The sequence below is a fragment of the Paraburkholderia fungorum genome, assembly GCF_046027605.1.
GTDB classification, from domain to species: Bacteria; Pseudomonadota; Gammaproteobacteria; order Burkholderiales; family Burkholderiaceae; genus Paraburkholderia; species Paraburkholderia fungorum_F.
Window position 1 is genome coordinate 204,987 of record NZ_JAQQEF010000010.1, and the last position, 18,417, is coordinate 223,403.

Below are 18,417 nucleotides of genomic sequence, written 5' to 3' on the forward strand. Positions count from 1 at the left end.
GATGGCAGTAACACAAACACAAACACAAACGCTTGCACAAAAACTGATTGCCGCGGCCTGCGGGCGGGCGGCAGTCGAAGTAGGTGAAATCGTCACCTGTCGCGTCGATCTGGCCATGTTTCACGATTCGAGCGGCCCGCGCCGTCTGCAACCGATGCTCGACGAGCTCGGTGCGTCTCTGTGGGACAAGTCGAAAGTCGTGCTGGTGATCGACCACTACGTTCCGGAAGGGGACGACGAATCGCGCCGCATCGTGCGCATCGCACGAGACTGGGCGAGCGCGCAGCGCTTGCCGAATGTCTACGACAGTGTCGGCATTTGCCACGTCGTGTTGCCCGAGCGCGGCCATCTGCGCCCCGGCATGTTCTGCGTGGGAGGCGATTCGCATTCGCCGACCGGCGGCGCGTTCGGCGCCTACATGTTCGGTATCGGCAGTACGGAGATGCTTGGCGTCTCCGTATCCGGGGAAATCTGGGTCAAGGTGCCGGAAACCGTGCGGATGAACTGGCGCCATCGCCTCGCGCACGGTGTCACCGCGAAGGACATGATGCTGCATATGATCGGCCGCTTCGGGATGAACGGCGGCCGTTATCAGGCAGTCGAATTTTGCGGCGAAGCGGTCACCGCGCTATCGATGCAGGAGCGCATGACCTTGTCGAACATGAGCGCGGAACTCGGCTCGCAAGTCGGGCTGGTCGCGCCGGACGCGGTCACGCTCGACTATCTGCGTGGCGTCGGCGTGCAGGACGAGATCGATGTGACGCGCTGGCAAGGCGATCCGGACGCGCAAGCCGAAACGCACGACTTCGACGCCGCATTACTCGCGCCTCAAGTGGCCGCGCCGCATAGCCCCGCGAATACGCGCGACGTGAGCGCGTTCAGCGATGTGCCTGTCGATGTCGCCTATATCGGCGCTTGCACCGGCGCCAAACTGGAGGACCTGCGGGCGGCGGCGAGCGTGCTGCGCGGCCAGCGCGTCGCCCGCGGCGTGCAACTCGTGGTTGCGCCCGCAAGCATGCGCGATCAGGCACAGGCCGCGAGCGAAGGCGTGATGGCCGTGCTGGAAGACGCGGGTGCTCAACTACTCGCCACCACCTGCGGCGCATGTGCCGGTTATGGCGGCTCGATCCCCGAGGGCAGCACGGTGATTTCGAGCACCGCGCGCAATTTCAAGGGGCGCATGGGCGCGGCGTCGGCGCAAGTGTACCTGGGGTCGCCTTATACCGTCGCGGCCTCGGCGCTGCGTGGGCGCATTACCGATCCCCGGGAGGTGCTGGCATGAGCGATAGCACCATGAGCCCGAAGCCGGCCACGGCTGAATTGCATCGTGTGTGGCGCGTCGGCGCGGACATCGATACGGATGCGCTGGCGCCCGGCGCCTATATGAAGTTCGGCATCGACGAGATCGCGCGGCACTGTCTGGAGAACCCGCGCCCGGATTTTGCGGCCGGTGTGCAAGCCGGCGACGTGCTGGTGGCGGGGCCGAACTTCGGGATCGGCTCGTCGCGCGAGCAGGCCGCTGCCGCGCTGGTGCACCTCGGCGTCCGGGCGGTGATCGCGCCGGCTTTTAACGGCCTGTATTTTCGCAATGCCTTCAACGTCGGTCTGTTGCTGCTGACATGCGCCGATGCTGAATCGATCGGCGAAGGCGAAACCATCGCGCTCCGTCCGCGTGACGGCCAGATTCTGGCGGCCGACGCTCGCGTGCTGCGCTGCGAGCCCGTACCGGCGTTTCTGCTCGATATGGTCGACGCCGGCGGTCTGCTCAATCTGCTCAAGCGGCGTTACCCCAAACCCAATGGAGTCACCTCATGCTAGATCCGGTCACACTGGCGGTCCTCAAAGGCCGGCTCGAACAGATCGCCGACGAAATGGACGCGACCCTGTACCGCAGTGCTTTCAATCCCATCATCGCCGAAGCGCACGACGCCTGTCACGGCATCTACGACGCCGTCTCGGGCGCGACCCTGGTGCAGGGCAAGTCGGGCCTGCCGGTGTTCGTCGGCGCGATGGCCTTCGCGGTGCAGGCGGCGATGCGGGTGGCCGCTGAACGCGGCGGCATGGTCGACGGTGACGTGTGGCTCTTCAACGATCCGTACGAAGGCGGCACGCACGCGAACGATTTCAAGCTGGTGCGCCCGGTGTTCCGCGACGGCAAGCTGTTCTGCTTTCTCGCCTCCGCCGCGCATTGGCACGACGTCGGCGGTGCGGTGCCGGGCAACTACAATCCCGCCGCCACCGAATGCTGGCAGGAAGCGGTGCAGATTCCGCCGGTGCGCATCATCCGGCGCGGCGAACTCGACCTGGACGTGCTCGCGATTCTCAAAGCCAATACGCGCCTGCCGGATAGCTTGTGGGGCGACCTCAACGGCCAGCTTGCGGCGCTCGAACTGGGTGCGCGCCGGCTGAACGATCTGCTCGACGACTATGGCGACGCCACCGTGCTCGAATCGCTTGCCTTGCTGCGTGAACGCGCGGTCAAGCTGATGCGCTCGCATGTGGCGTCGTTGCCCGACGGCGATTACCTCTTCGACGACATGCTGGACAACGACGGTGTGCGCGACGAGCCGTTGAAGATCGCGCTGCGCATGCGGGTAGCGGGTGACACATTGACGCTCGACTTCACCGGTACTTCGCCGGCCTGCGCGGGACCCGTGAACATCTCGCGCGCCACGGCGATTGCGGCGTGCTACGTCGCGCTCAAACACCTTTTCCCCGATGTGCCCGCCAATGCCGGAGTACTCGACGCCGTGTCGTTCGTCCTGCCGGACGGCCTGGTGATCACGGCCGACCGGCCGCGGCCCGTCGGCGGCTATACGGAAACGATCCTGCGGATGATCGACGTGATCTTCTGTGCGATGGCGCAGGCCGCGCCGCAGCTCGCCATGGCGCAGGCGTACGGCACGATCAACGCGCTCTCGATCGCCGGCCATCGCAGCGAGGGGGCGCGCAAAGGTCAACGCTGGGTGATGTTCAGTTTCTTCGGCGGTGGTCACGGCGGTCATTCACAAGGCGATGGTCTGAGTCACGGCAACGCACCGATTTCAACGGCGACCATTCCGCCTCTGGAGATTCTCGAAGCCGCCTATCCGGTGCGCTTCACGCAATGGGCGCTGCGCCCCGATTCCGGCGGCGACGGGAAGTATCGCGGTGGCCTTGGCGCGATCTATGAAATCGAATTGCTGGAAGACCAGGCCGAGGCGTTCATTTTCGGCGAGCGCGGGCGTTCGGCTCCGCAAGGGATCGCGGGCGGCGAGCCGTCCGTGCGCAATGTGTTCCGCTTTCAGCACGACGGTGAATGGCATACACCGCCGATGGCGTCGAAGATGCTCGGCATCACGCTCAAGCGCGGCGAACGGGTGCGGCTCGAAACGCCCGGCGGCGGCGGTTACGGCGCGCCGGCCGAGCGCGCGGACGCAGCGCGGCAACATGATCGCGCGATGGGTTATGTCACGGTAGGTCTGAAGGAGCAACAAGCATGAAGGCTGCTGCACACCGTTCACTCGTCGTCGGCGTCGACGTGGGTGGCACGTTTACCGATCTGTTCGTTCTCGACGAAATTGCCGGCACGGCGCGCGTCGTCAAGGTCCCTTCCACGCGCGGCGAGGAAGCGCGCGGCTTCATGAACGGCATCGAGCGGATCGGCGACGAAGGCCGGGATGGCGAGGAAGGCGAGGAAGGCGCAAGCGGCGGAGCCGGCGCGATTGCGACGATCGTACACGGCACGACCGTGGGGACGAATGCACTACTGGAGCGCAAGGTGGCGCGCACCGGCATCATTACCACGGCGGGCTTCCGTGATGTGCTCGAGATGCGCCGCCGCGACCGGCCGCGCACCTGGGGGCTGCGAGGCAGTTTCGAGCCGGTGGTGCCGCGCGATCTGCGCCTCGAAGTCAGCGAGCGGGTACTGGCCGACGGCACCTTGCATACGCCGGTGGATCTCGACCAGGTGAAGGCGGCGGCGCGCCGTCTGCTCGAACAAGGCTGCGAAGCGGTGTGCGTGTTCTTCGTCAATGCCTACGCGAATCCGCTCAACGAGGCGCAGGCCGTCGAGGCGGTACGCGCGATCTGGCCGAATTCACACGTGACGGCGGCGACCGAGGTGTTACCCGAGATTCGCGAATTCGAGCGCTGCTCCACGGCCACGCTGAACGCTGCCTTGCAGCCGGTGGTGGGGAGCTATCTGACGCGGCTGGAAAGCGATCTGAAGGCGCATGGCTTCGGCGGCGAACTGCTGGTGGTGCAGAGCAACGGCGGCATCATGTCGCGTCAGACTGCGTGCGACGTTCCGGTACGCACGGCGCTGTCGGGCCCGGCTGCGGGCGTGATCGCCTGTGCCGCGATCGGGCGTGCGGCGGGCTATCCGAACCTCGTGACGGGCGACATGGGCGGCACCTCGTTCGACGTGTCGCTGGTGGCCGATGGCGAAGCATCGTTGTCCGCGCAGACCTCGATCGACTTCGGCATGGTGGTGCGCGCGCCGATGATCCAGATCGAGACGATCGGTGCCGGCGGCGGTTCGATTGCCTCGGTCGACGCGGGTGGCTTGCTGCAAGTCGGTCCGGAATCGGCGGGCAGCGTGCCGGGGCCGGCCTGCTATGGACGCGGCAACACGCGTCCGACGGTGACCGACGCCAACGTGTTGCTTGGGCGGATCGCGGCGGATCGGCCGTTGGGCGGTGGCCTGCTGGCGCGCATGGATGCCGGCAAATCGCGCGAGGCGATCGACGTGCATGTCGCCGCGCCGCTCGGTCTCGATGCGTATGCGGCGGCTGAAGCCATCCTGACGGTGGCGAATGCGAAGATGGCCGGTGCGATCCGGCTGGTGTCGATCGAACGCGGGCATGATCCGCGCGAGTTTGCCTACATGCCGTTCGGCGGCGGCGGCGCGTTGCACGTGTGCGCGATGATGCGTGAAGTCGGGACCACGACCGGTATCGTGCCGCGTTTTCCCGGCGTGACGTCGGCGATCGGCTGTGTGATCGCCGACATGCGTCACGACGCGGTTCAAACGCTCAATCGCGCGCTGGCCGATCTCGACGTCGAAGACCTGCGTGCCCGCGTCGCGAGCATGGCCGCGGCATGCCAGCAGCGGCTGGACTCCGCCGGTGTGCTCTTCGAAGCGGTGCGCGAAAGTGTCGAGCTGGACATGCTGTACGTCGGACAGAGCCATACGGTGCGGGTGGAAGTAGCGCGCGAGGCGCTCGACCGTGAGTCGATCGGCAGCGCCTTCGAAGCGGCATACCGCGCGGCATTCGGGCGCGCGCTCGACGGCATCGCGGTGCGCATCATGAACCTGCGCTATGCGCGTATCGGCGTGCGGCCGAAGTTCGACCTCGCCGTGCTGGCGCCCAAAGCGGCGGCGATGCCGGAATCGCTCGGCACGCAAGCGGTCTTCCACGCCGGGAAATGGTGGGAAGCGGCGCGTTTCGCCCGTCTGGACTTACCGGTGGATGCAACGGTGGAGGGTCCGGCGATTCTCGAACAAGCGGATACCACGATCTGGCTCGAGCCGGGGTTCGGCGCTCGCGTGGATACGCTCGGCAATCTGCTGATCACGCGCCAGCCGGCCTAAGGAGGTGTCTGTGACGACCTCGGAAAAGTTACTCGACGCGAAGCACACCGCGCTCATCATGGTCGATCTGCAGAACGACTTTGTGAGCGACGGTGGCGCATACCATCGCGGCGGCGCGGCCTCGGATGCGGCGCGTGCGTTGCCGGCGCGCGTCGCGCCGGTGGCTCGCGCGCTGAAGCAGCGGGACGGCTTTGTCGCGGCGAGCCAGTTCACGTTGTGGCCGGATGCGCACGGCGAACCGATGATCTCGCCGCATCTGAAGCGACTGCGGCCATTTTTGCGGCGCGGGGATTTTGTCGCGGGCTCGCGCGGCCACGCGACCGTTCCCGCGCTCGAGTCTCTGGTCGACGTGTCGGTGTGGAAGGTCGCCTACTCGGCCTTCTTCAACACGCAGCTCGACTGGGTGTTACGCCGGGCGGGTATCGATACCGTGGCGGTCTGCGGCATCGTCACCAATGGCGGTGTCGCCAGCACGGCGCGCGATGCGCATATGCGCGACTATCGGGTGCTGGTGCTCGGTGACGGCTGCGCCGCGTCGACCGAAACGGCGCACGACGTAGCGCTTGCCGATCTGCGCACGGTAGGCGAGGTGATCACGTGCGACGATTTCGCGCGCCGTCTTGAAGAGGGGCAGGCATGAGCACGCCACTCGTCAGGACCGGAACGTTGCCCGTGAGTGATGCGCCCCATGTGCCGGTCGTCATTGTCGGTGCGGGCGCGTGCGGATTGACGGCTGCGCTGCGTCTCGCCGATGCCGGCATCGAGGTTGTCGTGCTCGAGCGCGATGCCGTGCCGAGCGGCTCGACGGCGTTGTCGTCCGGCTTCATTCCGGCGGCCGCGACAGCGGCTCAGTGTGCTGCTGGTATCGAAGACGACGTGGCGCGTTTTGCCGCCGACATCATGGACAAGACCGAAGGTACAGCGGCTGCGCATCTGGTCGACGCCTATGCCACAGCCTCGGGCGCGGCGATCGACAACCTCGCGCGCCACGGCCTCGAATTCGAAGTGCTCGATGGCTTCCTGTATCCAGGCCACAGCGTGCGCCGTATGCACAGTTTGCGTGAACGCACTGGCGCGGCGTTGGTGGCCGCGCTCGATCGCGCCGCTCAAAGCGCGGGCGCTTACCTGATGACTCACGCGCTCGTGCGCGAACTCTGGCTCGCGCCAGACGGCCGGATCGACGCGGTGGGTTTCGTTCGACCCGACGGCCAGACCGAATACTTGCGATGCGACGTCCTGCTGCTCGCGTGCAACGGCTTCGGCGGCAACCCGGCGATGCGTGCCGAGCTGTTACCGGAGATGGCGAGCGCGGTGTATGGCGGTCACGAAGGCAACGACGGCAGCGCGATCGCCTGGGGGCGCCAGCTTGGCGCACGACTCGCCGACCTCGGCGGCTACCAGGGGCATGGTTCCTGGGCCAGCCCACACGGCGTGCTGATTTCGTGGGCCGTGATGATGGACGGCGGCGTGCAGGTCAATCGCTCGGGGCAGCGCTTCCACGACGAAACGCATGGCTACTCCGAAGCGGCCGTGCACGTGCTGGCGCAGCCGGGCGGCATCGCCTGGAATGTGTTCGACGAGCCTACCTTGACGCTTGCGCGCGGCTTCCCCGATTTCCGCGAAGCCGAATCCGCCGGCGCGCTCAAGGCCTGCGCCGATGTGGCGGCACTCGCGGCGCTCATGGATTGCGACGCCGATGTGTTGCGCGCGACGCTCGAGAGCGTGAGTCCCGGCACGACGGACACCTTTGGCCGCACCTTCGCGCGCCGCCTGAGCGCGCCCTATTACGCCATCAAGGTCACGGGCGCGTTGTTTCATACGCAAGGCGGACTCGACATCGACGCGGACTGTCGCGTGCTGGACGGCGACGGCTCGCCCTTTCCCAACCTGTTGGCCGCGGGCGGCGCGGCACGCGGCGTATCCGGTAATGCGGTATGGGGCTACCTCTCGGGCAATGGGCTGCTGAGCGCGGTGGCGGGGGGACACATTGCCGCGCGAACAGCGGCTTTGCTGCTTGGCCGATCGCTGGACCGGCCTTCTGAATCGAAGGAATGAAATCCATGACAACCGAATCCAGACAACTGACAACATTGCTTGAAAAGGGTGCCGTGCTCGCGCCGGGCGTTTTCGATGCGCTGAGCGCGGTGGTCGCGGAGCAGGCTGGCTTCGAGGCGCTGTATTTGTCGGGCGCGTCGATTGCGTACACGCGGCTGGGACGATCGGACGTCGGTTTGACGACGTTCCCGGAAGTCGAGGATACGCTGGCGCGGATCACCGAACGTGTGGCTTTGCCCGTGATCGTGGACGCCGATACGGGTTTCGGCAACGCGTTGAACGTCAAGCGCACGGTGCGCGGCTTTGAGCGCGCGGGCGCCGCGATGATCCAGCTCGAGGATCAGACCTTCCCGAAACGCTGCGGGCATCTGAATGGCAAGTCCGTGATTGCCGCGGATGAAATGTGCGGCAAGCTGCGCGCAGCGCTCGACGCGCGGCGCAGCACCGATACGCTGCTGCTGGCGCGCACCGACGCAGCCGCGGTTGAAGGACTGGACGCCGCGTTCGAGCGCGCCGAGCGTTATCTGGAAACGGGCGTGGACGCGTTGTTCATCGAAGCGCTGCGCTCGCTCGAAGAGATGGACGTTGCGTGCAAGCGCTTTGCGGGACGCGTGCCGCTGCTTGCGAATATGGTCGAGGGCGGTAAGACTCCGGTGCAGAGTGCACAAACGCTCACGCAACTTGGTTTTCGTATCGTGATCTTCCCGGGCGGCACGGCGCGCGCCGTGACGCATACGCTGAAAGGGTATTACGGGAGCTTGCGCGCGCATGGGACAACGGCGCCCTGGCGGGATCGAATGCTCGATTTCGATGGAATCAATGAAGTGATCGGTACGGAGGCGCTGCTGGCGGAGGCCCAGTTGTACGAATAGAGGGTCCTATGCGTCACCCCTCGGCTTTCGATTCGTTCATTTCGCTCTTGCATAAGTTTCATCGCAATGCATTTTCGCGCTATGTCATCATAAGGAAACCTTGCTCGGCGCTATTCACTTATGGTACTTGACCGCAACTCCCACCCAGAGGCATCCGTCGTTGATGCGGTCATTCGCTCGCGCCGGGCGGTAAGGTGTTTCAGACCGGATCCTGTTCCGCGGCAAGTCATTGAAGAGATACTGGATGTCGCGAAGTTCGCACCCAGTAACTCGAATATTCAGCCCTGGCATGTTTACGTGCTGGCCGGCGAGGAGAAAGCCGCGCTTAGCGAGTTGCTGGGACGCGCCCACGTCGAGGACCGGCATCCTCCCTTGCGACACCTGCCGGACCCATTACCTGAAGCCATGCGGCTCAGGCAGGAGGCCTTCGGTGCGGTGTACTACGGAGCGCTCGGCGTGCCAAAGTGCGACGCTCAGCAGCGCGCGAAGGTCACGGGAAAGAACTTTGATTTCTTCGGTGCACCGGTCGGGCTGGTCTTCGCTATTGATCCCACGCTGACGAAGTTCAGTTGGCTCGACTACGGGCTGTTTCTCCAGACGGTCATGATCGCCGCGAGGGCCGTCGGTTTGGCTACGTGCCCGCAGGTATCTTTTGTGCGCTATCAGGACATCATCGCGGAGCACCTCCACTTTCCGCCGGGTTTTGAGGTGGTGTGTGGAATGAGCCTTGGATTGCCCGGCGAGGAGTCGATACTGAATCGCCTCGATATGACTCGGGAGCCGGTTGAGAATTTTTCCAGTTTCCTGGGTTTCGATTCCTGAACATGCATCTGAAGGTTGAGCTTCTGTGGCGCTTTAGTCCTCTCTTTCACGCCGGTCTTTTCGGAACGCTTGCTGTTGTCGGGCGCATGGTTTTCGCATACGGCGCGGGCCGGAACGCGTTGTCTTTCTCAAACTGCGGTGTCGCGTAATCCGATCTATCTCGGCATCAGCCTATCCTTATTCGGTCAGGTTCTGTTGGTTCAGACGTGGCCCGTTTTACTGTGTTTTATTGTGTGTGACATCCTCGCGCAACTTCAGGTTCGCTTCGAGGAGGCACACATGCGTGTTCTCGATCCCGCAGGTTATGCAGCTTATTGCGCGAGAGTTCGCCGCTGGCTTTGATTGAGCGCGAGTAAAATAAAGCCACCGCAATGCTGATCTATTAATAATATGAACCTCGGACGGATTGACCTTAATCTCCTGCGAGTATTCGACGCGGTGTTCGAGGATCGCAATCTGGTCCTCGCGGGAAAGCGGCTGAATCTTAGTCAGTCCGCCATTAGTCATGCGCTGGGGCGGCTGCGGGACGCACTTGAAGACGATCTGTTCGTGCGTACGGCGAAAGGAATGGAGCCAACTGCGCGGGCAGTCGCGATTGCAGCGCCGGTGCGCAACGCACTCCAACAGATTCAGGTGGCACTAGGCGACGAGCCGTTCCAGCCCCAGGTTGCCGAACGTGAGTTTGTCGTCGCGGCGAACGACTACATCACGATGCTGCTTCTCGGCCGTCTCAGTCAGCGGCTCGCCGCCGAAGCGCCCATGGTGAACCTTGTCATACGGCCTTCCACCCGGTTGGACCTGGCCGGGCAGATCGATATCGGCCGGATCGACATCGCCGTTGGAATTTTTGCGGAAGTGCCGCCGCGCTTTCAGTCGGTGATGATATGGCAACAGAGAGACGTGCTGGTGATGCGTCTGGATCATCCTATCGGCGACCGGGCCGTCACGCGCGACGATCTGCTGAATTACCCACTTGCTGCGGTCTCGCTCGGCGGTTCGGAAGAGGGCGCCGTTGGCGGCTTTATCGTTGAACGCGGTTTGGCGCGGCAATCGGAGATGTTCGATCGGCAAGCCCTGGAGGATGCCTTTGCAGACGAACCGGCGCGACCCCGGCTGCGCGTCGCTGTGGCCCATTCGCTGGCCATTCCCGCGCTGCTGCGTCACAGCGAAATGTTTGCCGTCGTGCCTTCTCCATTGGGGCGCGAGTTCGAGCGCTACGGCGAGTTGAAAACGCGGGCAACGCCGTATCCGTGTCCGGAGTCTTCGGTCAGAGCGGTGTGGCATGCGCGAAATGCGCACGATCCGGCGTTGCAGTGGTTGCGCTCGCAGATACTTGACGTCGGCCGGCAGGTTCGAAGCTAGGCAATCCTGTTTTCTTCAAGGTTGTCTTGAAGTCTTTTCACCGCGCGCGGTGTTCGGGCTGTGCCATCATGCAGACACTATGCAGATAGATATCCTTGAAGCCGCAGAGACCGGCCATCAAATGCATTCGGACGTTTACCTTATTGATTCGGTTATTCGATCCCGGAAAGCCGTTCGCGTTTTTCGTCCAGATGCAGTCTCCCAGAAAGACATCGCTGATATTCTCGATGTCGCTCGCACAGCCCCAAGCAACTCGAACATGCAGCCATGGCGGGTGCACGTCTTGAGCGGAACAACCAAGGAGTCGCTGAGTGAAGCGCTTGTGCGCGCTCATGAGGCGGATTTGCATCCGCCGCTCCAGCATATTCCCGATCCCATGCCGCAAGCGTATCGCCCCATGCAGGAGGCGTTCGGATCCCGATACTATGGTGCGCTCGGGATCGACAAGGCGGACCTCGCTGGCCGGGCTCTGGCCACTGGCCGCAACTTCGGTTTTTTTGGGGCACCGGTTGGCCTGATCTTCAGTGTCGACGCGAGACTGACGAAATACAGCTGGCTCGACTATGGCCTCTTTCTACAGACCGTCATGCTTGCCGCACGCGCGCGAGGTCTGGATACCTGCCCGCAGGTGTCGTTCGTACGTTATCAGGGAATCATCGCGGAGCATCTCTCACTCGACCCCGGCTTTGATGTGGTGTGCGGAATGTCGCTGGGTTATGCGGATCAAGCTTCGGTCGTCAACAAACTCGCTATTCCGCGCGAGAAGGTCGAAAGCTTTACGACGTTTGTCGGCTTCGATGCCATCTGAATACGCCACGCAGATCCGCTAGCGCGTGTTCAGTCAATTTGCCTCAACCCTTTCTTTGACCTGGTTACGTTCAGACTATGACTGTAAAAATCCTCGCCTTTTGTGGGAGTCCCCGCCGTGAATCCCTTAATCGAAAACTGCTGGAAATAGCCGCATCCGGCGCGACGGCGGATGGTGCGGAGGTGACGTTTATCGCCCTCGCAGACTATCCGCTGCCCATTTACGATGCGGATTTCGAACGCGAGAACGGCGTCCCTGAGCGGGTCCGTGCGCTCCAGGAATTGTTCGCCGCACATGACGCGCTGCTTGTCGCTTCGCCGGAGCATAACGGTGGCTACACGGCCGTGCTCAAGAACATGCTTGACTGGGTAAGTCGGCCGACCGCGGCTGGAAACCCGGGCTTAACACTTTTCGCGGGTAAGGTAGCAGCGGTTATTTCGGCGTCGCCGGGGCCAATGGGCGGAATTCGCGCAATGCTGGGCACGCGCGGGGTGCTTGAGAAGCTGGGTGCGATCCTGATCCCGCAGGTGTTCTCGCTGGGTTCTGCCCACCAGGCATTTGCAGGGAGTGGCAGGCTTGCCGACGAGAAAGCGGACGCGGAAGTTCGGCGCGTGGGTCTTGGTCTCGTCGGCGTGACGAAGCAACTGATCACTCGCTGATTGCGGTGCCCGGGCGCGATCCTATGCGCCCGGGGCATGCTGTTGATCAGTTTGCGTCGGGCGCTTTGATGTTGTACGCAATGCGCCCTGCGGGCAGAAAGAACAAAGCGATAATTGCACCGCCCTTGGTTTCCGGATAGTGATGACTGCCCGGCGCCGGCGCAGTCCAGCCGCCATAACACCAGCCGTTCGGGCCGGCGAGGGCCGCACCTTCGTTTAGCGCCACCACCATGTTGAATTCGCCGTAGGGATGGGCGTGGTAGTCACCCCGGAAGCTTCCCTCGGGGTTGTTCTGATCATTGCCGGTGCTATCCATATAGACAGCGGTAATGCTGAATCCAAAGGTGTCTTCAGAGGGGTCCACAAGACGTGCACGCCGGTACTTGCGTCCGGCTATCTCGACGTTGGCGGCCCAGCCTTCCTCTACCACACCAATCGTGATCAGGCGTTTCAGATCGCGATAGAACTCGCTCGACGGGCTGTATTTGTCGTTGAGCCATTGTTCGACCTCGTTACCGGTAGTCAGGTCTTTGACCTCTTCAAGAAAGGGCAGACATTTCGCTATCAGTTCGTCCTTACTGCCTGGAGTATTAGTTTGTGACATATCGTCCTCACTAGTCTTTTAAAGTTTGCCTGTGCGGCCCAGATTGACGGCGCCGCATCGGAGAGGGTCCGCACTGTCTGCCGACACACGACAATAAGGTGCTCACTTCCAGGATCACGATGCCACATCGTTGCTCAACGATGAAGGGACGAGTTTGCAATACCACATTGAATGGCATTCAAGTGCCAGCGCACAGGCTGTACACCGGTCGAGACGTCGTGGAGGCCACGCACGGGTTACTTTGTTCAATAGGGATATGAACACAATTCACTTCGACATTCGAGGTGGTAAGCGGTTCTCTCTCAAGGGTGAAGATTAAAAAAAGTCACTAATGATTGAGCGTAAAGCAGGAGAATTTTAGGCATTCTATGAATTCACTGGAATTTAATTTTTAAGGATTTGCTGACCAGACAGATGGAACTTCTGTCGCCCGGTGTTTCACCGTGTTGTTGCTTTTTATTTGCAACCCTAAGCTCAAAACCAATGATCCGTACCACATAAAGTATTTGGTACGCCGAAACGAATGAACATTCATTGGGAAGAATATGAAGCGTGGACTGGTTGCGGCGTTTGGTTTTGGAATGGTGAGTGCATCGGCTTTCGCACAAAGCAGCGTCACACTGTATGGTTTGATGGATACCGGTATCGAGTACGTGTCTCACGCAAACGCTGCGGGTGACCACGTCATCCGGATGCCGTCCATCAGCGGAGAACTCCCTTCCCGATGGGGGATTCGCGGCACCGAGGATCTTGGGGGCGGGTTGAAGGCCATCTTTACTCTGGAGAGTGGCTTCAATACGCGAGGCGGAGACTTGGGGCAAGGCGGGCGGCTTTTTGGGCGTCAGGCGTGGGTTGGCCTGGAGGGGCCGTGGGGCGCGCTGACTTTCGGGCGCCAGTACAACATGGTGTTCTGGGCGCTAGCTGACGCAGACATGCTTGGCCCCGACATTCATGGCATCGGCGCGCTGGATAACTATCTGCCCAATGCGCGAGCCGATAACAGCGTCGTCTACAAAGGAACCTATAAGGGGGTCACGCTCGGTGCCTCGTATTCGTTCGGGCGCGATTCGGCCGGTACCGGTAATTCGCCCGGGCAGGGTACATGCGCGGGTCAGGTTCCCGGCCAGTTCACCCAATGCCGGGAGTGGAGCGCAATGCTCAAGTACGACGGGCCCGGCTTTGGCGTGGCGACTGCATACGGCGAACAGCGAGGCGGTACCAATGCCGCCGCGAGCTTCTTTGACGGCGTCGGCACGTTTCCCATTGCTTCAGGCGCAGACAAGGACTCGCGTATCGAGGCCAACGGTTACGTGCATCTTGGCGGACTGAAACTCGGCGCGGGATGGCTGGGCAGGCACGTCGAGACAAACTCCACGGCGGCAACCGATGTACGGTCGAATCTGTACTACGTAGGCGCTCAGTATTTCGTCACGCCGACTTTTGTTATCGAGGGCGAAGGGTATCGGATGGTGGTGCGCGAACAGGATGCGCGGGCGACGATGACAACGGTTCGTGCGACTTATTTTCTGTCGAAAGCAACCGCTGTCTATGTGGACGGTACGTATTTGTGGAACAGCGCCAACGCGCATTTTTCCGCAAGCGCCGGTGGCGGAGGCACCACGCCGGCGGCAGGCATTGGCCAGCTTGCTGTGATGGCGGGCATCCGGCATTCGTTCTAGCGGGACATAGGGCGGAAGCGCGAGTTGACTGAATGAAGCGTCAAACCCCGCGCTCCGTCGATTCACACGGCAATGATTAACCACGGTACGTGGGCGGTGTTCCAGCGAACGCCCCACGTGCTTCATCACGGAGTTGGCATGAGCACAGCGGATATCGGCGAACAGAAAGTACTCAACGTCGAGCAGTTTGTCGACGAACGTAAATTCTCGCCTTACCAATGGCTGATCCTGTTTTTCTGCTTTTTGATCGTCGCGCTAGACGGATTCGATACCAGCGCAATCGGGTTCGTTGCGCCGGCGATCGCCAAAGAATGGGGTGTCACTAAAATCGCGCTTGGCCCCGTATTGAGCGCAGCGCTCATCGGTCTCGCGGTTGGCGCACTTCTCGCTGGCCCCCTTGCCGATCGGGTCGGGCGCCGTAAGGTTCTGATGGGATCGGTCTGCTTCTTCGGCGTATGGACGATCGCGTGCGTATTCGCCGGCGGTGTGTGGCAACTGTCGGTCTTTCGCTTCTTTACCGGCATTGGGCTGGGCGCCGCGCTCCCCAACTCGACGACGCTGTTGTCGGAGTATGTGCCTGCGAGATGTCGATCCTTGCTGCTGAACATCATGTTCTGCGGGTTCACTTTGGGCGCATCGGCAGGTGGTGTGGTGTCTGCCGCATTGATACCCGACTTCGGATGGCGCGCGATCTTCCTCGTGGGCGGGATTGCACCTGTGCTGCTTGCATGCGCTCTTGTTGCGCTGCCGGAGTCGGTGCGATTCATGGTGATCAAGGGTTGGCCGGATGAACAGATTCGCCGGGTGCTTCGAAGAATTGCACGTGGAGAGCCGGTGATTGCTTCAAGGTTCTCCGTGTCTGACCGGGTGGGCGAGAAGGATAGTGCACCGCTTGCTCTAATCCTTTCCACGCGCTACAGGTTCGGCACGTTGATGTTGTGGCTAGCGTACTTTATGGGCTTGCTGGTCTATTACATGCTGACGAGCTGGATGCCGACAATGATCCATGACGCGGGGTTCACACTGCGCCAGGCGTCGTTGGTGTCGGCGCTGTTTCCCGCAGGAGGCGTGATCGGTGCATTGGGTTGTGGCTGGTTGATGGACCGCTTTAATCCATGGCGGGTGGTCGCCCTCGCATTTCTGTTGCTGGGCGCTGCCGTCTGCGCGATGGGGCAAGGTGCTACTAATGTTCAATCGCTAGGGATCGCGACTTTTGTCGCAGGTGTCTGCATGACGGGCGCGCAGATGTCCATGCTGGCTCTCGCAGCGCTGTTCTATCCGACTCATGGTCGAGCATCCGGGGTTGCGTGGATGCTGGGCGTTGGGCGTTTGGGAGGGATTCTCGGGGCGCTCGGTGGTGGAGCGCTTTCGGCTGCGGGCTTTGGCATGCTCGCCATTTTGACGTCGATGGCCGCGCCCGCGGTTATCGCGGCCATGGCGTTGCTGGTCGCGGTATCGGTCGGTAACAGGCAGCGCAACGTGTTGGCATCAATTGCGGATTCGCGCCTGTGATGATTCGCGATTAATCAATCGTTCAGCGAGCCGCCCCCTGCGTGGCTCTTTCATTTCGTTCCGTCGAGCCCAGGTCTGTGATCGCGGTGAGAGCCTCAGCCGGAACATCCACCGCGCGTGCAAGCTTTTGTCCATGACGCCGCTCGACCCGCCGCTTCAGAAACAGCAGCGCGGCGCTCACCACGCCGTACATCATCGTGACAATGAACGCCGCCTGTAGCAGCGACTGCGGTGCGTAGCTCGACACATCTTGTGAACGATGCAGCAGTTCATCATAAGGAATCACATAGCCAAGCGACGTGTCCTGCACGATCGCGAGCACTGAACTGATCAACGCCGGCAACATGCTACGCAAGGCTTGCGGCAACACGACAAACAGCATTGCTTGATGCGGCCGCATGCCAAGCGCAAGCGCGGCTTCGTGCTGGCCGCGCGGCAGCGACAGAATCCCCGTGCGAATCACTTCAGCCGTCAGCGCGGAATGATGCAAGGCCATCGCGAAGACGAGAAACCCAAGCGCGGGCCAGTCGAAGCCGAGCGCGGGCAGCTCGATCACCATGAACAGAATCAGCAGCAACAACGGAATCGCGCGGAAGAACTCGATATAGGTGCTCGCTGCTTTGCGAATCCACGGCCGCATGGAGAGCCGGCCGAGCGCAAGCGGAAACGCCATTGCGAAAGCGACGATCGCTGAACAGGCCGCGGCTTCGAGCGTCGAAACGAGTCCGTCGAAAAGAAACTTCGCCGTGCCCCAGTGCAGGAAGATCGCCCACTTGTCGGCGTCGAACTGTCCACTGGCTTCGAGACGTATCGCGATCGCTGCCAGCAAGCCGCAGACGGCCAGTGCACTCACCACTGAAAATATGCGCTGCCGGAAGCGGCCGATCGGGCCAGGCGCTTCATAGAGGGTGCCCGGTCGACTCATCGCGTCACCGCCATTTTCTGTTCGAGCCGCCGCATTGCAAGACCCAGAGGAATCGTCAATACCATGTACGCGAACATGGCGCTCGCAAAAGTCGGCACGGCCTGCGCTGTTTCGAAGTTGATGCGTTGCGCGGTGTACGTGATGTCGAACACACCAATCGCGGCCGCGATCGACGAGGCCTTCAACTGGTTGACGAACAGGTTGCCAAGCGGCGGAATCACCGTCCGCATCGCCTGCGGAATGACGACGTTCGACAGCACCTGGCTAAACGTCATGCCCATGCTGCGGGCCGCCTCGACCTGACCCGCGGGCACGGCATTGACGCCGGCGCGCAGCACTTCGGCAATCCACGCGGCGGTGTAAAAGCCGAGCACCAGCACCGACGAAGTGACAAGCGAATACATGAACCCGAGCTTCGGCAAGCCGAACACGAACAGCAGCAGCAACGCGAGCAGCGGCGTCATGCGCATGATTTCGACGTAGACCGCGGCGAACCAGCGCAACGGTGCGAGCGGGCCGACGGCCATGACGGTCAGGGCAGTGCCGAGCACGAACGCCATCGCGAACGACAGCGCCGTGAGTTCGAGCGTGACGCCCATCCCTTCGATGAAGCGCCACGCAAACGGAAGCAGGGAGTTCATGGGGCCGTCGGGCTCAGCGTTCGATGGCGGGCACTTGCGGCTTGCCGAACGTGCCTTCCAGGTCCTTCGCGTAGAGCTTGTTCCAGGTGCCGTCCTTGATCGACTGTTCGAGCTGGGCGTTGATCCAGTCGCGGAATGCAGTGTCTTCCTTAGGCACGCCGATACCATAAGGCTCCTGGGTGAACGGCTTGCCGACAATACGGAATTTGTTCGGCTGACGCTGCGATTCGCCGGCGAGTGTCGCGCCGTCGTCGACATACGCGTCGAAACGGCCGTCGGCCACGCCTTCCACGCACGCCGCCGTATCGTTGAACGTGACGAATTTGGTCTGCGGCGCGAGTTTCTTCACATTGTCTTCAACGGTCGTGCCGTTCAGCACGCAGGCCGTCTTGCCGTTGAGATCGGTCACACCCTTGATCGACGTATCGGCGCGGCGCGTCAGGACGTCCTGACCCGCCACATAGTACGGGCCGGCAAAGCCGATCACCTTGCGACGCGCGTCGTTGATCGTCAGCGTGGCGATCACCACGTCGACGCGGCCGTTCTGCACGAACGGCAGGCGGTTCTCCGTGGTCGTCTTCACCCATTCGACGTTATCCGCCGAGCCGGTCAGCTTTTTGGCGAGCAGTCGTGCGAGGTCGCCTTCGAACCCTTCGGTTTGCCCCGTCATCGGATTACGTACCGAGAACATCAGCGTGTTGAGCGAGGTGCCCACCACCAGCTTGCCCTTCTTCTGGATTTTCGCCATCGTCGAATCGGCGGGGAAAGTGTCTGCGGCATAAGCCGGCGCCATCGCCGCGAAAAGCGTGCCGGCGACGCACGCCGTCATTACCGCAATCGATCTGAAACCCATGGTTTGCATCTCCTCTGTTATGAGACAGGTTCGTCCTGTCGAATGAATTC

At 62.2% G+C, this 18,417-nt stretch carries 17 protein-coding genes; 13 read left to right on the forward strand and 4 right to left on the reverse strand.

The window, feature by feature from the left end:
• Position 1 precedes the first annotated feature (1 nt).
• From PQR53_RS18825 to PQR53_RS18880, 11 genes are all read left to right on the forward strand, one after another.
• Complete coding sequence (locus PQR53_RS18825) at positions 2-1,282, forward strand: 3-isopropylmalate dehydratase large subunit (RefSeq protein WP_408456765.1); 1,281 nt, start codon at positions 2-4, stop codon at positions 1,280-1,282.
• Entirely contained in the window at positions 1,279-1,818 is a 540-nt protein-coding gene (locus PQR53_RS18830; protein ID WP_408456768.1) for a LeuD/DmdB family oxidoreductase small subunit, read from the forward strand. Before PQR53_RS18825 ends, PQR53_RS18830 begins: the two co-directional genes overlap by 4 nt.
• The gene (locus tag PQR53_RS18835; protein WP_408456769.1) at positions 1,812-3,482 is read left to right on the forward strand and encodes a hydantoinase B/oxoprolinase family protein; all 1,671 of its coding nucleotides are present in this window, start codon (positions 1,812-1,814) and stop codon (positions 3,480-3,482) included. Before PQR53_RS18830 ends, PQR53_RS18835 begins: the two co-directional genes overlap by 7 nt.
• Positions 3,479-5,575 carry a hydantoinase/oxoprolinase family protein gene (locus PQR53_RS18840; RefSeq protein WP_408456772.1) on the forward strand — a complete coding sequence of 699 codons (2,097 nt, stop codon included), beginning with the start codon at positions 3,479-3,481 and terminating at the stop codon, positions 5,573-5,575. Before PQR53_RS18835 ends, PQR53_RS18840 begins: the two co-directional genes overlap by 4 nt.
• Positions 5,576-5,633: 58 nt before the next feature.
• Positions 5,634-6,215 (forward strand): cysteine hydrolase family protein, encoded by a 582-nt coding sequence (locus tag PQR53_RS18845; protein WP_408456943.1) that lies wholly within the window; start codon positions 5,634-5,636, stop codon positions 6,213-6,215.
• Positions 6,212-7,630: an FAD-dependent oxidoreductase gene (locus tag PQR53_RS18850; RefSeq protein WP_408456775.1), complete on the forward strand. Its 1,419-nt coding sequence runs from the start codon at positions 6,212-6,214 to the stop codon at positions 7,628-7,630. Before PQR53_RS18845 ends, PQR53_RS18850 begins: the two co-directional genes overlap by 4 nt.
• 5 nt (positions 7,631-7,635) lie before the next feature.
• Entirely contained in the window at positions 7,636-8,502 is an 867-nt protein-coding gene (locus PQR53_RS18855) for an isocitrate lyase/PEP mutase family protein (protein ID WP_408456777.1), read from the forward strand.
• Positions 8,503-8,622: 120 nt separating this feature from the next.
• Positions 8,623-9,324 (forward strand): nitroreductase, encoded by a 702-nt coding sequence (locus PQR53_RS18860; RefSeq protein WP_408456780.1) that lies wholly within the window; start codon positions 8,623-8,625, stop codon positions 9,322-9,324.
• A 390-nt stretch (positions 9,325-9,714) separates the two neighbouring features.
• Positions 9,715-10,686 carry a LysR family transcriptional regulator gene (locus tag PQR53_RS18870; RefSeq protein ID WP_408456782.1) on the forward strand — a complete coding sequence of 324 codons (972 nt, stop codon included), beginning with the start codon at positions 9,715-9,717 and terminating at the stop codon, positions 10,684-10,686.
• Between the two features lie 79 nt (positions 10,687-10,765).
• Positions 10,766-11,494: a nitroreductase gene (locus tag PQR53_RS18875; protein ID WP_408456785.1), complete on the forward strand. Its 729-nt coding sequence runs from the start codon at positions 10,766-10,768 to the stop codon at positions 11,492-11,494.
• Between the two features lie 77 nt (positions 11,495-11,571).
• Positions 11,572-12,153 (forward strand): NADPH-dependent FMN reductase, encoded by a 582-nt coding sequence (locus tag PQR53_RS18880; protein WP_408456788.1) that lies wholly within the window; start codon positions 11,572-11,574, stop codon positions 12,151-12,153.
• 46 nt (positions 12,154-12,199) lie between these two features.
• Here the strand turns inward: PQR53_RS18880 and PQR53_RS18885 are convergent, their stop codons facing one another.
• Positions 12,200-12,757, reverse strand: a complete 558-nt coding sequence (locus PQR53_RS18885; protein ID WP_408456791.1) for a 4-hydroxylaminobenzoate lyase — start codon at positions 12,755-12,757, stop codon at positions 12,200-12,202.
• A gap of 545 nt (positions 12,758-13,302) precedes the next feature.
• On the opposite strand from PQR53_RS18885, the gene PQR53_RS18890 reads away from it, so the two are divergent.
• Positions 13,303-14,436, forward strand: coding sequence for a porin (locus PQR53_RS18890; protein WP_408456794.1), 1,134 nt, complete (start codon positions 13,303-13,305; stop codon positions 14,434-14,436).
• Positions 14,437-14,574: 138 nt separating this feature from the next.
• The gene (locus tag PQR53_RS18895; RefSeq protein ID WP_408456796.1) at positions 14,575-15,948 is read left to right on the forward strand and encodes an MFS transporter; all 1,374 of its coding nucleotides are present in this window, start codon (positions 14,575-14,577) and stop codon (positions 15,946-15,948) included.
• Positions 15,949-15,970: 22 nt separating this feature from the next.
• On the opposite strand, the gene PQR53_RS18900 is transcribed toward PQR53_RS18895, so the two are convergent.
• Genes PQR53_RS18900 through PQR53_RS18910 form a run of 3 tightly spaced genes read right to left on the reverse strand, consistent with a single transcriptional unit; the run spans position 15,971 to position 18,367 of the window.
• Positions 15,971-16,873 carry an amino acid ABC transporter permease gene (locus tag PQR53_RS18900; RefSeq protein WP_408456799.1) on the reverse strand — a complete coding sequence of 301 codons (903 nt, stop codon included), beginning with the start codon at positions 16,871-16,873 and terminating at the stop codon, positions 15,971-15,973.
• Positions 16,870-17,514 (reverse strand): amino acid ABC transporter permease, encoded by a 645-nt coding sequence (locus tag PQR53_RS18905; protein ID WP_408456801.1) that lies wholly within the window; start codon positions 17,512-17,514, stop codon positions 16,870-16,872. The genes PQR53_RS18900 and PQR53_RS18905 overlap by 4 nt, the downstream gene beginning before the upstream one ends.
• 13 nt (positions 17,515-17,527) lie before the next feature.
• Entirely contained in the window at positions 17,528-18,367 is an 840-nt protein-coding gene (locus PQR53_RS18910) for a glutamate ABC transporter substrate-binding protein (protein ID WP_408456804.1), read from the reverse strand.
• Between the last annotated feature and the right edge of the window lie 50 nt (positions 18,368-18,417).